The organism is Vibrio qinghaiensis (assembly GCF_002257545.1).
In the GTDB taxonomy this organism is placed as follows: domain Bacteria; phylum Pseudomonadota; class Gammaproteobacteria; order Enterobacterales; family Vibrionaceae; genus Vibrio; species Vibrio ordalii.
Genome location: NZ_CP022741.1, coordinates 604,972 through 619,601, shown reverse-complemented (window position 1 = coordinate 619,601; position 14,630 = coordinate 604,972). Strand labels below are relative to the sequence as shown.

Below are 14,630 nucleotides of genomic sequence, written 5' to 3'. Positions count from 1 at the left end.
CATGATATTAATCGGTGGAATAATCCGACTAATTCTTTAGCTGATGCAACCACACCCTTGCCGCATCAGCATCCAATTCAATTTGTTGCTTTAGTGCTCCAAAAGATTCAAATTTCTTTTCATCTCGAAGCTTATGTAAAAGTGCCACTTCTAGCTGTTTGCCATATAAATTGGCATGAAAGTCAAACAAGTGCACTTCAAGTTGTTGGCGAACCCCGTTGACTGTTGGCCGATTACCAATATTGGCAATCCCTCCAATGGGCGAGTTATCAAGGCCAGAGACATTGACGACGTAAACACCAGAGACCGGAGAAACACAGCGCTTAAGCGGAATATTCGCTGTAGGGAAACCAATAGTTCGCCCTAATTTTTGGCCATGCGACACTCGACCACTGATACCGTAATCACGACCGAGCATCTGCTTAGCTAACACTAAGTCATCGCTTGCTAAAGCGTTACGAATAGCAGTACTACTCACTCGCTGTTGTTGCAAGCAAAAACTGTGGGTACTTACCACCTCAAAACCAAACTGTTGTCCAGCTTGCTGCAGCATACTGAAATTACCTTGGCGATTTTTACCAAAACAAAAATCATCACCAATCACCAGAAACTTAACACCCAACTGAGCGACCAACAAGTCACGAATAAAAGCTTCTGCCGTTAAATCAGCAAAGTGTTGGTTAAAATTCACACATAACAATCGGTCAACCGACTGTTTGTTCAGTTGCACAAATTTATCACGTAATCGAGTTAATCGAGCGGGTGCATTGTGCTTGACGAACAATTCTAATGGCTGCGGTTCAAACGTCATCACCACCGAAGGTAAGCTCAATAATTGCGCTTTCTTGGATACTTGCTCCAAAACTTGCTGATGCCCCAAATGAACACCATCAAAATTTCCGATGGTTAATACACAGCCATGATGCTGTGGCTTAATATTGTGAATGCCGCGGATCAATTCCATTAGAAAATGCTTAAAACCTTATAGTTCTCAATTAGCAAGGTGCGAAACCGACGGATTATATACTAATCACCGTTAATCTGTCGCCGCTTTTAAGTCTTTTAAACGCACGCCAAGCACGGTTAAGCAAAGTAAATAACTTACTGCACCGATACCGAGCAACATCACCAGCGATGTAGCTCGCTGTGTCAGGCTCCACTCTAGCCACGTTGACATTTCTTCCAATTGCCAAACAATGGCCGCAGTCATTACAATACTGGCCACCACTAAGCGAGCAATAAAACCAATGGTTTTGCGAGTGATCTGATACACCCCTTGCACATGTAACCCTCGATAAAGCAGTGCCATGTTGATAAAAGCAGACAATGAGGTAGCTAACGCCAAGCCAACATAACTTAAATGCCACGCTAAAAGCGCATTGAAGACCATATTAGAGATCATGGCGATAATGCCATAACGAACTGGCGTTTTGGTATCTTGCCGAGAGTAGTAACCCGGTGCGAGCACTTTGATCAGCATAAAACTGATCAAGCCCAAACCAAATGCATAGAGTGACAACGCCGTTTGATTGACATCATTCGGGGTAAACTCACCTCGCATGAACAGCACCATAAGCATCGGTTTTGCCAATACGATCAAGCCTAACATCGCAGGAAAACCGAGCAGACAAACCATACGAATACCCCAATCCATAGTTTGCGCAAATCCTTCGCTGTGGGCATCAACATGTTTACGAGACAACGCAGGTAAAATAACGGTCGCAATCGCAATACCAAATAAGCCAAGCGGGAATTCTAGCAAACGGTCTGAATAGTAAAGCCAGCTGATGGAGCCCGTTTGTAAGAAGCTGGCAATGAAGGTGTCCAGCAATAAGTTAATTTGACTAACCGATACCCCAAAGAGAGCAGGCAACATCAAAGTGCGAATTTTCACAACCCCCGGTTCATTCCAGCCCCATTGAGGCCAAACCAATAAACCTGCTTTGAGCAAAAATGGAATTTGGAATAGAAACTGGACCAATCCCCCAAGAAGGACACCAATCGCCAAGCCAATTTCCGGTTGCTGTAAGTGCGGCGACAAAAACCAAGCGCAACCGATGATCATCACATTCAAAAAGACAGGGGTAAAAGAAGAGACGGCAAATTTGCCTAAGGTATTAAGAATCGCTCCTGATAAAGCAACAAAAGTGATGAACCATAAGTAAGGAAAAGTGATTTTTAATAATAAACTCGCAAGCTCAAACTTATGCGCATCAGGACCATCATTAAGCCAATCTAAAAACCATCCGGCCCCAAACAGTGCCGTCACGGCACCAGAACATAAGATGCCAACGACCGTTACTAAGGTCACAATCACTCCGAGTGTGCCTGATGCTTTGGCGATGAGCTCACGTGTTTTATTGAGGTCTCCAGATGAATGATATTCGGTCAATACCGGTACAAATGCTTGAGAAAAGGCACCCTCAGCAAACAGCCGACGTAAGAAGTTAGGAATTTTATTGGCAAAGAAAAAAACATCAGCACTCGCGCCAGCCCCCATCAAATTCGCAACAACTACGTCACGAACTAGGCCCAACACACGAGAAATCAACGTCATAGCACTGACAATCAAGCCAGATTTGAGTAGGCGTTTGCTCACTATTACCTCGAAAAACAAGCCAAAACGTCATTATCCACAGCAACACATAAGGAATGTCAGTGCGAGATCAGATAAGTATTAGCATTGGAAAAAAAATACTGTTAGAATCCCCGCATCTTAACCGCGATGACCTTCCTATACCAAAATTTGTTTGGCCTAGAACGGTTTTTGCACAAATCATTTGACAATTGAGAGCAAATAAGGGATATTCCCCGCCCTTAAATTGTCACCGAACTAAGTTTTTGGGAGTTAGACCCTTGGCAAATAGTAAATCTGCTAAGAAGCGCGCTATCCAAGCTGAGAAACGTCGTCAGCATAATGCTAGCCGTCGTTCTATGATGCGCACTTACATGAAGAAAACCATCGCAGCTATCGCAGCTGGCGATAAAGAAGCTGCAACTGCTGCATTTGCTACAGTTACACCAATCCTTGACCGTATGTCGACTAAAGGTCTTGTTCACAAGAACAAAGCTGCTCGCCATAAGTCTCGTTTCGCTGCAGCAATCAAAGCTCTATAATTTAGACTTGGTTCCACGCGAAAATAAAAACCGGCTAAGGCCGGTTTTTTTATATCTGCAGCGTCAAGTAAAGTATTTACTCTAATTTCAATATAAAAAAATCCGAACTATGTTACTGAAACATAATTTCGGATTGTGTGTTTTTCAAAACACTAGCGGCAGTATAAACCGTGTAACAACTCAATCATCGCCTTGATCTCATGGCTGCTGAGTGTGTAGTAAACCGTCTGAGCTTCTTTTCTCGTATCCACTAACCCATCTCTTCTTAACCAAGCAAGATGCTGCGAAAGTGCCGATTGACTCAATTCTAATTTCCCACATAGCTCACCAACCGACAGTTCTTGGTTGTGTAATAAACACAATATTTGTAGGCGTCTTTCGTTAGCCATCGCTTTTAGCAGAACGACTGCTTTAGCGGAGTTTTTTTCCATTTCTTGTAGGTTCATAAGTAAGCTCCCTTGGAACAACTTCTTACATCAAACACATCACAAGTTTGCATCATCCCTAACCCAACAGGTTATGAGTTTATAAGTAAGGTTAGTACCCTTTTTTATGTCGTTTAATTTGTTATCCCGCTAACGACTGCAATCATTCAACCGAACGGCAAGAGAAGGCGTGAAACCATTTTGAATCAGTACTATTTAGCAAGTGATAATCAATAACATCAATAGATAATGCGATAGTAATCTATTTATAGTTAGTAATGAAAGTATCATACAAACAAATTACTAAAATCTGCATCACAAACATTTTTTACTGCCGGATGTTGAATCATCCTCTCAGCAAAAATGACATAGTACTCTTCTTTTAAATCATCAATCTGGCCGATTAATTGTAAAGGGAGATCATCGCCTACTTCAGTAACATAAATTGAAGGTGCCAAAAAAATTGCATCATGATGATAACGCGCAAAAGCTTTCATCAATGCCGCATCATCAAATTCTCCTAAAATATTCGGCTTCAGGCCTTGACGGTCAAACCATTGCAGTAGATTACGCCCCATCGCAGTTCGGCTGCCGGGTATCAACAATTTTCGATGCTCTAAAATAGCGGGAAAAGAGACATCATCGACATTACCCGAACAAAAAAAGCTCATATGACTCTCACCCAGTTTTTTACTGTACAGGCCAGGGCTTTGACTGGAGTCAACCGGGTAATCGGAGAGAATCATATCCAATTTATGTTGTGAAAGTTGCTCTAATAGCATTTCATGGGTCGATTCAAAGCAACGCAAGTGGATGCTGCTATCGGCCGGGACTGTCGTCATTAATATTTTACTGACAAGCCGTTTAGAGAGAGCATCAGCCACTCCCACATCAAACAGCAGATTAGAGCGCTGGCTGTAATTAACAATATCGAGCATCTCATAACTTAAACCGAACATTCGATCAGCATACTTAAAAACCAGTTGCCCAAGTTCTGTTGGTTCAATGCTACGGCCATTACGCTTGGTCAGCTTACCATCCATGCGCTCTTCAAAAGCTTTAATTTGCCCGGTAACCGTTTGTGGTGTTAAGAAGAGTGCTTCAGCCGCTTTAGTAACCGAGCCTTGCTTGCACACCATCCAGAAGTAATAGAGATGGTTATAGTTGAGGTGAAACATAATGATGGAGCTCAATTTGAACAATTTTCTGTTTATAACAAACCCAAGCCAAATGTTCAATTAGCTCGAAAAAACCGAACAATTCGATTTAAAACCACTTTATAAGCGAGCAATTGAAACCTGAAAATGACAACTTTGTCATAAAATATGTCATAAATAACTCATTACCCTAATTGCTACCGATACAACTAAAAAATAAAACCATTAAAAATCAATAATTAAATAATTTGCACTGATAGGAATACTGCGTTTAAAACCAAATTATTTGAAACAATCAATAGAAAAGGCACTGTCATATAAATGAAATAATCATCCTCTACTATCGCGCTCAGATTCAACAACAGACCAAATAACATCATAAAGGTCAATGGAGAAAAAATGAACCAAGCGACTACGGCTACAGCTCCCATTTCGAGTACCACTCGTTGGCTGCGTTGGGCGAACTTGGCATTCATGCTTTACTTACTGCTACTTGCAGTAGCAATGGTAGGTAGTGGATTCAAATGGGCGACAGGTGATCAGGCTAAAGTACTGTTTGAATTTGCCTCACACCCGATAGCAGGATTAATGATAGGGCTAGTCGCCACAGCATTAATTCAATCTTCAAGCACGGTTACATCGATTATTGTTGGCTTAGTTGCTGGCGGCTTACCTGTTGAAATGGCAATCCCAATGGTGATGGGCGCGAATATCGGCACCACAGTAACGAATACCCTCGTTAGCCTAGGCCACGTTCGCTGCCAAGTCGAATTTAAACGCGCTTTTGCAAGTGCAACGATTCACGACTTCTTTAATCTGTTAGCGGTTGTGATTTTCTTACCATTAGAGATGATGTTTGGTATTTTAGAGAAAATTTCTCATTGGCTTGTTTCACCGCTGCTTTCTACTGGTGACATGAGCATGAAAGGGCTTGATTTTATCGGACCTCTCACAAAACCTGTTGTCAGTGGATTAAAATCTCAGCTCTCTATTTTTGGAGACACCATTGGTGGTATCGCTCTGATTTCACTTGGAATATTTACCATATTTATCGCGATAACAGCCATGGGCAAACTAATGAAAAGTTTGATGGTCGGCCGTGCGAAGGAGTTACTCAAAAATGCAATTGGTCGTGGACCATTGCACGGTATTGCTTCAGGATCCATTGTGACGATATTAGTCCAATCTTCCTCAACGACGACTAGCCTAATGGTTCCACTTGTAGGATCTGGAGTCTTAAAAGTACGCGATATTTACCCATTCACTCTAGGTGCCAATATTGGTACTTGTATTACCGCCCTACTCGCTGCTACTGCGGTTTCTGGAGAATTTGCGGTTTTTGCCTTGCAAATTGCCTTAGTTCACTTAACGTTTAATTTACTCGCTACGCTACTAATCTATGGGGTTCCATTTTTACGCGAACTGCCAATTAAAGGCGCAGAAATGATTGCTGAGATGGCAACAAAGAATAAAGCGGTCGTTGCGGGTTATTTACTATCGGTCTTTATCATTATGCCTGGCGGTATACTGGCACTGACAGCTTAAGTAACGAACCAACCACACGCCAGATCAAAAAAAATCCCCGAGCAACGCTTCGGGGATTTTTTACAACTAGAAAACAGTACTTTTTAATAATGCGAGAGGGCAACTAAACCGAAAACGGGTACTGAATCGCATCATGGCATTGGTAGCCTTCAATCCAGAAATCATCCAAGGTAACCCAAGTTTCAAGATCTTCTAGCGTTTTAATTTTCGGGTTGATATGAAACTTCGCCATAGGGAGCGGTTCACGCTTAAGTTGTACATCTTTCATCAACGCCAGTTGGTCTTCATAGATATGCGCATTGACGATCTTATGGTAGGCCACGCCCGCTTTTTTGCCGGTAATTTGCGCCATAATTGCGAGGAACACGTAGACCTGAACCATATTAAAATTCAAGCCAAGCGGGACATCACACGAGCGTTGCGTACTATTGAGATACAAAGTATCGCCCAACAACGAAAAGTGATGACTGTACATGCAGGGGCGCAAGCAGCCCATATGAAACTCACCTGGGTTGTAAAAGTTTAGGATTTCGCCTCTATCATCAACGCCACGTGAAAGATCATCAACAATCTTACGCAGTTGATCAATCTGCCCACCATCAGCCTTGGCCCACGCACGTCCTTGAACGCCATACACGCGGCCCATATCATCCTCGCCTTTACGATAGGGATTATTGAGCCAAGCTGCATTTAAATTTGCATTCGCATCCCACGTTTTGGTTCCTAAAGCGCGAAAATCGGCTGCATTATCGTAGCCACGAATATAACCAAGTAGCTCAGCAACTGCCGCTTTCCAGAAGCTTTTACGCGTCGTCACCAACGGGAATTGATTTTGACCTACATCATAGCTGAGATCGGCGTTAACTACCGTTAGGCAGCGTTTGGCGGTACGTTCATTTTCGATCCAAACGCCCTCATCAACAATTCGCTGACAAAGTTCAAGATACTGTTTCACAAACTATCCTTAACACTATTGAGTCACTTTATGGTTAACCTTGTACGCCCATACCATCATCAATGCACCAACGATGATCATCGGTAACGACAGGATTTGCCCCATGGAGATATATCCAGCAAACAATCCTAATTGTGCATCAGGTTCACGAACATATTCGACAAGGAAACGGAATGTTCCGTAGCCTATCAAAAATAGCCCTGAGACTGAACCAATTGGCCGATTTTTGCGGATAAACAGGTTCAATATAATAAACAGCACAATCCCTTCTAAGAAAAACTCATAAAGCTGTGATGGATGGCGAGGTAAAGGCCCGCCGTTTGGAAAAATGATCGCCCATGGAACATCGGTTACTCGTCCCCATAATTCACTGTTCATGAAGTTGCCTAATCGTCCCATGCCTAAACCAAATGGAACCAAAGGAGCTACAAAGTCCGCTACACCCAAAAAGGGTCGGCTATTTTTCCGTGCATACCAAAACATTGCGCTGATCACGCCAAGTAGACCACCATGGAAAGACATCCCGCCTGTCCACACTTTAAAGAGATAGAGCGGGTCTTGGAGAAACAGATCAAAATTGTAAAACAACACATAACCGACGCGACCACCAATGACCACCCCTAAAAATCCAGCAAACAGAAGATCTGAGACTTGCTCACGACTCCAGCCACTGTTGGGCTTGTCCGCTCTGCGATTGGCAAGCCACATCGCAAAAACAAAACCAACTAAATACATTAAGCCGTACCAGCGAATGGATATAGGACCAATCGCAATCAGCACGGGATCAATATTTGGGAACTGTATAAAACCCTGAGACATAAACGTGTTCTCTTACTAAAAATGAGGTGAAGATAATAAGTGATTAAAACAGCATAGTTGCCGCTATAACCATCAGAAAAACGGAGAATATTTTTTTCAATACCACCGTCGGTAACTGAGTCGCGTAACGCGCTCCTAATCGAGTAGTGAGAATAGAGGTCGAAGCAATGGCGACCAACGCAGGTAAATAGACATAGCCAATGCTGTAAGGTGGTAAATTCTCCACTTGATAGCCGTGCAAAATAAAACCAATCATGCCAGAGATTGCGATCACACAGCCACAGACAGAAGAAGAACCGACGGCTTTACGCATTTCAACGCCATGGCGATTCAAAAAAGGAACGGAGAGTGAACCGCCACCAATTCCAGCTAAACTCGAAACAATACCAATACCACTGCCACATAGCATGGTCACCCACGCACCGGGCATCGATCTTTGTATTTGCGCTTTTATCGATAAAAACATTTGAATCGCTAGGCAAAAAACAATCACGCCAAATACTTTCGGTAGATATTGAGTCGGAATCACGTCTGCGATCATTGAGCCAACAAACCCACCGACGATAACGCCTGGCATGAGCCATTGGATGACAAACATATCCACATTGCCTAATTTAAGGTGATTTAATGCCGAAGACGCCGAAGTAACAATGATGGTCGCTAGCGATGTCGCTAACGCTAAATGCATACTCAGCTCGGGTGAAATACCCGCTTTGGGAAGCAAAAATAGTAGTGCTGGAACCACAATTAAACCACCACCAATACCCAACAAGCCAGCCATAAAACCAACGACTGAACCCAAGAATACTAGCAACACCATCAACTCAAAATTCACATTGGTTCCTATTTTTTTCCTGCGCGGATAAAGCCAGCAAAGCCTTTATCTTCAAAGTATGAGTGCATCATATTATAAATGTCGTTGCCGTAAGCTTGCATCAACGCTTTGTCAGCAAGTTGCCTTAGTTGTCTTAATTGAGAGTGCCTCACTAAATATTTGACCTTGGCTACGTTGGAGGTATTCATACTTAGCATGCGATAACCCAAACCGATTAATAGCAATGAGCCGATAGGGTCTCCAGCCAACTCACCACACACACACACAGGTATACGATGAGACTGACAAGTCTCTAAAATCTGTTTAAGCGCCATCACCACCGCTGGATGCATGGAGTCATAGACATCAGCAACATGTGCATTGTTCCGATCAACGGCCAACAAATATTGGGTTAAATCGTTGGTTCCAACCGAAACAAAGTCCACTTTGCTCGCAATCAATGGTAGAAGATAAATCATCGATGGAACTTCAATCATTATGCCAATCTTGGGCCTGGTAATCCGCTCGTCTAATTTAGAGACTTCCCGATAAGCTTGCTCTATCAATAGCACCGCATCATCCAACTCCTTAACACCAGAAATCATTGGCAATAAAATACTGAGATTTTGGTTATCGCCGCTGGCGCGCATCATCGCCCGCAGTTGAATCAAAAAAATATCAGGATGATCGAGCGTAAAACGAATGCCTCGCCAGCCAAGAAAGGGGTTGTCTTCTTCAATAGGTAGATAAGGCAGTGCTTTATCACCACCAATGTCTAACGTTCTCATCACCACCCGTTTATCAGGATAAGCGTTCAAAACGCTGCGATACTGCTGCACTTGTTCTTCTTCTGATGGAAAGCGATGTTGCAGCAAAAAGGAAATTTCGGTTCGATACAGCCCGACACCATCAACCCCTTGGTTAATTGCGATGTTAGTATCCGCACTTAACCCAGCATTGAGCATCACTTCAATACGTGTGCCATCTTGCGTAAAAGGAGCTTCTGCAATGGTTTCATTAACCATTTGAGAAAGTTCGCTTTCTTCATAAGCTAAAGCGCGATATTCCGCCAGAATTTGTCTATTTGGTGAGATAAAAACCTTGCCGCTATAACCATCGACAATGCCCTTTTTACCGTTGATCTCCTTGAGATTAAGTGAAATCCCCATCACTGCGGGAATGCCCAACGCCCGTGACAATATTGCTGCGTGGGAATTGGCAGCCCCTTCTAAAGAGACCACCGCCAGTAATTTATCTTTCGGAATAGCGGCGAGAATCGAAGCGGTAAGTTCGCGCACCACCAAAATGATCGGTTTATCAAGTTGCTGCTGATCATGCTCAGTGTTGTGCAAAAAAAATAGCAGTCGCTGACCTAGCTCACGAATATCCTGTGCACGCTCACGTAAGTAAACATCTGACATCTTCGCAAAACGGTTGGAATAACTCTCCACAACCTGCCGTAATGCCCAATCTGCACGATCGCCTTTTTGGATCTGGCTTTTCAGATCGTTGCGTAGCATCGGATCATTGAGTAGGTGAGTAAAGAGATCGAAGATGGCTAACGCATCTTTATTAATATCACTATCGAGTTTTTTTCTTAAACGACGAAAATCGTTCAAGGCGCTTTCTACCGCCAGCACTAGCCACTCTTGTTCTCGTTCAATATCGAGCGTTGAGGCGGGGTAAACATCCGACAGTTGAGGCTGGGTGTCATCCCACCAAAACTCACCAATCGCTATGCCAGATGATGCCGCAATGCCACTGGTGGATAACTGTTTTTTCGAAAGCAGCCACTGCCCTTGTGTTTGAGCATGAGCAATAATCACGGCCACTTGCGCCGCCAGAGTGACAATAAAAGACTCTTCCATCTCACTAAATAAGCGAGGTGTTTTTTGCTGCACGACCAAGACACCCAATACTCGCTTGCGATGAATAATCGGTGTGCCAAGAAAGCTTTGATACACCTCTTCACCAAGCTGTTTGAAGTATTTGAAATTAGGATGTTTCGACGCTTCAGCAATGTTGATTGGCTCAGCTGAACGTTTCACTAAGCCCACTAAACCTTCGTCAAAACCGATGTGGATTTTGTCGCCTTTGAACTTTAAGCCTTGCGTTGCCATCAGTTCTAGACGATGTTTTTCTTCGTTAGCAAGATAGACAGTGCAACACTCGGTACTCATCGCATTGCACGTTTGCTTAACCAAAATATCCAAGGCTTGGTGTACATCTTCTACCTTGGATACTTGTTCAACTATTTCCCTTAGCTGAGAGAGCATGTCTATCCTCTTTTATTTTTGCGCTTACCTTTGTTATTACGTTCTTTAAATGGCATCGCGAATGATGCAAACTCTTTCATCGCGCGACGATAAACATCTCGCTTGAAAGAGACTACTTGTCTCACTGGATACCAATAACTGACCCAACGCCAACCATCAAATTCAGGGGTACTGCCGCGCTGCATGTTGATTCTTGATTCATCACACTCTAAGCGCAGAAGAAACCATTTCTGTTTTTGCCCAATACAGACGGGTTGAGAATCCCAACGAACGAGCCGTTTTGGTAATTTATATCTTAACCAATGGCGGCTTGTCGCTATGATTTTCACATCTTTCTTTGTAAGCCCAACCTCTTCGTAAAGCTCTCTGAACATTGCTTGTTCAGGAGTTTCATCGTCGTCAATTCCACCTTGTGGAAACTGCCAAGAGTGTTGTCCGTATCGTTTCGCCCAGAATACCTGACCATGGTTGTTACAAATCACAATACCAACATTGAGTCGGTAACCATCGCCATCGATCACTGGCCAACCTCTAGTAAAATCTTAATTGCTTTGATTTTTCCACATATCCCCAATAGGAGCAAACTTACTAGTGTGATTAACACGAGATTTATGTGTTCCTAATCATTAATTGGATAACTTTTCATCAAATTTAAAGTTATCAACAAAATAATGCGACACCAGCCACATTTATTCACCTTTTCTGTGAGTAACTATGTGAAGAATCTCTAGATAGCGACTTACTTCCCCAAAAAGCAAAAGAATACCAACCAATACAAAAAAGATAATAATGAAATAAATAGATTAAAAACAATGAATTAATTTAAATTTCCATTTTTTGAATTACGTTGCCATTAACAAAAAATAAACCAGCCAATAACATGCTCAAAGATCCACCAATTTGCTCGTTATCCACACCCCTACTCTGGTGGAAATAAGATTTGCTGATTAAGAGGCCCACTCTCTCAAGCAAAATCCTGTAAATGCATACAGATAAACAAAAAATGGAATATTTTTCCGATCAACTTGTGGATAACTCGGATTGCGATGATCTTTTAAGCAAAAGAAACGACACACATTGTGTATAAGAATTTGCTACAATCGCGTTTTTATCATTCAAAGTATCATGAAACCTGCACCTAAAACTGAACATGAATTAATGCTTAGAGCCCAAGACATTGCAGGCTTAAGCTTTAGTCAACTGGCCGAAGAAGCCAAGATGGCCGTGCCCCCTGACTTAAAAAAAGATAAAGGATGGGTCGGTCAGCTATTAGAGTGGCATTTGGGTGCAACGGCAGGCAGCAAACCTCAGCAAGATTTCGAGCAATTAGGTATCGAGCTCAAAAGTATTCCAATCAGTTACACAGGAAAACCACTCGAAACAACCTTTGTGTGTGTAGCCCCACTCACCGGTGTCCATGGTTTAACATGGGAGCAAAGCCACGTGCGAAATAAACTCTCTCGGGTACTGTGGATCCCAATAGAGGGTGAGCGAGAGATCCCCCTAGCCCAGCGCCATGTCGGCTCGCCATTGCTATGGAGCCCTTCACCTGCACAAGAACAGCAGCTAAAAAATGATTGGGAAGAACTGATGGAGTTCATCGTTCTTGGCAAAGTTGAGCAGATCACCGCTAAGCACGGTGAAGTATTACAGCTCAGGCCAAAAGCGGCAAACGGGCGAGCATTAACCGAAGCCTACGGTGCTAATGGCAAACCTATCAAAACCCTGCCACGAGGCTTTTATCTTCGAACTCAATTTACCGCGAGCATTCTTGAGCAGCACTTTATTTAAAAGTGCTCGTTATTGCTTATGAAAAAACGTAACCGTTTGATCTTTCACTGCACAATTCGTTTCCGTTTCACTGCCATCTTCGCTTATAGTAAAAACGTCACACACTCCACCAGCGAGAGCATCAAGGAAGGAATATGCAATACACCAAACTGCCTCATTCCACACTGGAAGTGAGCAAGATCTGCTTAGGTACCATGACTTTTGGTGAACAAAATAGCCAACAACAAGCCTTTGAGCAGCTCGATTACGCCTTAGACCAAGGTGTGAATTTCATCGATACTGCGGAAATGTACCCAGTTCCCCCCAACGGTAAAACCCAAGGTCTGACCGAAAGCTATATTGGCAACTGGTTAGAAAAATCAGGTAAACGTGAAAAAGTGGTGTTAGCGACTAAAGTGGCAGGCCCGCGTAACGTGCCTCACATCCGCGAAAAGATGTCACTCGATAGACGCAACATTCATTTAGCGATTGATGATAGTTTAAGACGCTTAAAAACAGACTATGTCGATTTGTATCAATTACATTGGCCTCAACGCCAAACGAACATGTTCGGCCAACTTAACTACCCTTATCCTGATCAGCAAGAAGAAGTCACCTTAATCGAAACGCTCGAAGCGCTTAATGATCTCGTCAAGGCTGGAAAAGTGCGTTACATCGGTGTATCAAATGATACCCCGTGGGGTGTGATGACGTTGCTAAAATTGGCAGAAAAACACGATCTAGCAAGAATTGTCTCTATCCAAAACCCTTATAATTTACTGAATCGCAGCTTTGAAATTGGCTTATCTGAGATTAGCCACTTCGAAGGTGTTCAACTGCTGGCTTACTCGCCACTGGCGTTTGGTTGCCTGAGTGGTAAATATTTAAATGGCGCAAGACCTGACGGCGCTCGGTGCAGCCTATTTGAACGCTTTTCTCGCTATTTTACGGCGCAAGGTGTGCAGGCCACTCACGCTTATGTTGAGCTAGCTAACCAGTATGGCCTTGATCCAGCACAGATGGCGTTGGCGTTTGTCAATCAACGTCCGTTTGTCGCATCCAATATCATTGGCGCGACAAACCTAGAGCAGTTGAAAACAAATATCGATAGTTTAGATGTCGTACTCAGTAATGAATTGCTTCTTAAAATTCAAGAGATTGGGACGACTTACTCCAACCCTTGTCCGTAGATATCTTCGGGGCTAGCGAAGCCACTAGCCCCTCGTTTTACGTTGTTATTCGCATACTTAACACACGGCGAAGATGACGAATATGACGTTCAGCTTTAATTGAGTCAGGGACTGAAACGCCAATAGCGCGTCCATCACTTTCTAAGCCAATATCTTTAAGCAAGTGTTGGCTATTAAAAGGCAGCTCAAAAGCATGACGGCGAACATTTCGTTGCCATTGACGCTCTTCACGGCGTAAATCAGCACGGACCAGTAAAGTAGCAAGTTGTAAATAAATTGAATGACGCATGAGTATTCTCCAGTAGTAAACTAAACGTTGACGGCTGGAAAAATGGGGGCAAACAAGGTGGAGCAACACTTTGATAAGCTGCCATTTTTCCGCAGCCTATCTCAAGGTTACGGATTAACTAAAAATCGGTGCCTTTTTTATCATCAAACATACGACAGGCGTCTGTAGTAAGAGACGATTTAGGCGCAGTAAGATCGATAGAAACGCGAACAGTATGAACAAAAACGAAATGATTCATGTTGCGCCTCCAAGCAAATAGTTAATCCAAAGTGA

Annotated in this window: 14 protein-coding genes; 4 read left to right on the top strand and 10 right to left on the bottom strand. The window is 43.1% G+C overall.

Annotated elements, in window-relative coordinates:
- Nucleotides 1-28: 28 nt before the first annotated feature.
- Both ribF and murJ read right to left on the bottom strand, forming a co-directional pair.
- On the bottom strand, nucleotides 29-964 hold the full coding sequence (gene ribF, locus CCZ37_RS03005) for a bifunctional riboflavin kinase/FAD synthetase (RefSeq protein WP_010319145.1): 936 nt from the start codon (nucleotides 962-964) through the stop codon (nucleotides 29-31).
- Between the two features lie 72 nt (nucleotides 965-1,036).
- Nucleotides 1,037-2,599, bottom strand: a complete 1,563-nt coding sequence (gene murJ / locus CCZ37_RS03000; protein ID WP_167372372.1) for a murein biosynthesis integral membrane protein MurJ — start codon at nucleotides 2,597-2,599, stop codon at nucleotides 1,037-1,039.
- Between the two features lie 257 nt (nucleotides 2,600-2,856).
- Here murJ and rpsT point away from each other — a divergent pair, with 257 nt between their 5' ends.
- On the top strand, nucleotides 2,857-3,117 hold the full coding sequence (rpsT, locus tag CCZ37_RS02995; protein ID WP_094499713.1) for a 30S ribosomal protein S20: 261 nt from the start codon (nucleotides 2,857-2,859) through the stop codon (nucleotides 3,115-3,117).
- Nucleotides 3,118-3,269: 152 nt separating this feature from the next.
- On the opposite strand, the gene CCZ37_RS02990 is transcribed toward rpsT, so the two are convergent.
- The gene (locus tag CCZ37_RS02990) at nucleotides 3,270-3,563 is read right to left on the bottom strand and encodes an ArsR/SmtB family transcription factor (protein WP_026028082.1); all 294 of its coding nucleotides are present in this window, start codon (nucleotides 3,561-3,563) and stop codon (nucleotides 3,270-3,272) included.
- A gap of 266 nt (nucleotides 3,564-3,829) precedes the next feature.
- Entirely contained in the window at nucleotides 3,830-4,720 is an 891-nt protein-coding gene (gene nhaR, locus CCZ37_RS02985; protein WP_094499712.1) for a transcriptional activator NhaR, read from the bottom strand.
- A gap of 378 nt (nucleotides 4,721-5,098) precedes the next feature.
- On the opposite strand from nhaR, the gene CCZ37_RS02980 reads away from it, so the two are divergent.
- Nucleotides 5,099-6,244 carry a Na/Pi symporter gene (locus CCZ37_RS02980; RefSeq protein ID WP_094499711.1) on the top strand — a complete coding sequence of 382 codons (1,146 nt, stop codon included), beginning with the start codon at nucleotides 5,099-5,101 and terminating at the stop codon, nucleotides 6,242-6,244.
- A 103-nt stretch (nucleotides 6,245-6,347) separates the two neighbouring features.
- On the opposite strand, the gene CCZ37_RS02975 is transcribed toward CCZ37_RS02980, so the two are convergent.
- The 5 genes from CCZ37_RS02975 to rppH are packed head-to-tail and all read right to left on the bottom strand — an operon-like array spanning nucleotide 6,348 to nucleotide 11,629.
- Complete coding sequence (locus CCZ37_RS02975) at nucleotides 6,348-7,199, bottom strand: thymidylate synthase (protein WP_010319137.1); 852 nt, start codon at nucleotides 7,197-7,199, stop codon at nucleotides 6,348-6,350.
- Nucleotides 7,200-7,214: 15 nt separating this feature from the next.
- The gene (lgt, locus tag CCZ37_RS02970) at nucleotides 7,215-8,018 is read right to left on the bottom strand and encodes a prolipoprotein diacylglyceryl transferase (RefSeq protein ID WP_094499710.1); all 804 of its coding nucleotides are present in this window, start codon (nucleotides 8,016-8,018) and stop codon (nucleotides 7,215-7,217) included.
- 43 nt (nucleotides 8,019-8,061) lie between these two features.
- Nucleotides 8,062-8,853, bottom strand: a complete 792-nt coding sequence (locus tag CCZ37_RS02965; RefSeq protein ID WP_167372371.1) for a sulfite exporter TauE/SafE family protein — start codon at nucleotides 8,851-8,853, stop codon at nucleotides 8,062-8,064.
- An 8-nt stretch (nucleotides 8,854-8,861) separates the two neighbouring features.
- Nucleotides 8,862-11,108, bottom strand: a complete 2,247-nt coding sequence (gene ptsP / locus CCZ37_RS02960; RefSeq protein WP_094499709.1) for a phosphoenolpyruvate--protein phosphotransferase — start codon at nucleotides 11,106-11,108, stop codon at nucleotides 8,862-8,864.
- Between the two features lie 2 nt (nucleotides 11,109-11,110).
- Nucleotides 11,111-11,629 (bottom strand): RNA pyrophosphohydrolase, encoded by a 519-nt coding sequence (gene rppH, locus CCZ37_RS02955; RefSeq protein ID WP_010319133.1) that lies wholly within the window; start codon nucleotides 11,627-11,629, stop codon nucleotides 11,111-11,113.
- A 604-nt stretch (nucleotides 11,630-12,233) separates the two neighbouring features.
- Here rppH and mutH point away from each other — a divergent pair.
- Both mutH and CCZ37_RS02945 read left to right on the top strand, forming a co-directional pair.
- The gene (gene mutH, locus CCZ37_RS02950) at nucleotides 12,234-12,899 is read left to right on the top strand and encodes a DNA mismatch repair endonuclease MutH (protein ID WP_010319132.1); all 666 of its coding nucleotides are present in this window, start codon (nucleotides 12,234-12,236) and stop codon (nucleotides 12,897-12,899) included.
- Between the two features lie 134 nt (nucleotides 12,900-13,033).
- Nucleotides 13,034-14,068 carry an NADP(H)-dependent aldo-keto reductase gene (locus CCZ37_RS02945; RefSeq protein ID WP_013857595.1) on the top strand — a complete coding sequence of 345 codons (1,035 nt, stop codon included), beginning with the start codon at nucleotides 13,034-13,036 and terminating at the stop codon, nucleotides 14,066-14,068.
- A gap of 37 nt (nucleotides 14,069-14,105) precedes the next feature.
- Here the strand turns inward: CCZ37_RS02945 and CCZ37_RS02940 are convergent, their stop codons facing one another.
- Nucleotides 14,106-14,357, bottom strand: a complete 252-nt coding sequence (locus tag CCZ37_RS02940; RefSeq protein WP_010319130.1) for a hypothetical protein — start codon at nucleotides 14,355-14,357, stop codon at nucleotides 14,106-14,108.
- Between the last annotated feature and the right edge of the window lie 273 nt (nucleotides 14,358-14,630).

Excerpts from the sequence above, each read along its gene's own strand:
- lgt (WP_094499710.1), bottom strand. The coding sequence starts at position 8,018 with ATGTCTCAGGGTTTTATACAGTTCCCAAATATTGATCCCGTGCTGATT.
- CCZ37_RS02945 (WP_013857595.1), top strand. The coding sequence starts at position 13,034 with ATGCAATACACCAAACTGCCTCATTCCACACTGGAAGTGAGCAAGATC.
- CCZ37_RS02990 (WP_026028082.1), bottom strand. The coding sequence starts at position 3,563 with ATGAACCTACAAGAAATGGAAAAAAACTCCGCTAAAGCAGTCGTTCTG.
- ptsP (WP_094499709.1), bottom strand. The coding sequence starts at position 11,108 with ATGCTCTCTCAGCTAAGGGAAATAGTTGAACAAGTATCCAAGGTAGAA.
- CCZ37_RS02980 (WP_094499711.1), top strand. The coding sequence starts at position 5,099 with ATGAACCAAGCGACTACGGCTACAGCTCCCATTTCGAGTACCACTCGT.
- nhaR (WP_094499712.1), bottom strand. The coding sequence starts at position 4,720 with ATGTTTCACCTCAACTATAACCATCTCTATTACTTCTGGATGGTGTGC.
- ribF (WP_010319145.1), bottom strand. The coding sequence starts at position 964 with ATGGAATTGATCCGCGGCATTCACAATATTAAGCCACAGCATCATGGC.
- CCZ37_RS02940 (WP_010319130.1), bottom strand. The coding sequence starts at position 14,357 with ATGCGTCATTCAATTTATTTACAACTTGCTACTTTACTGGTCCGTGCT.
- mutH (WP_010319132.1), top strand. The coding sequence starts at position 12,234 with ATGAAACCTGCACCTAAAACTGAACATGAATTAATGCTTAGAGCCCAA.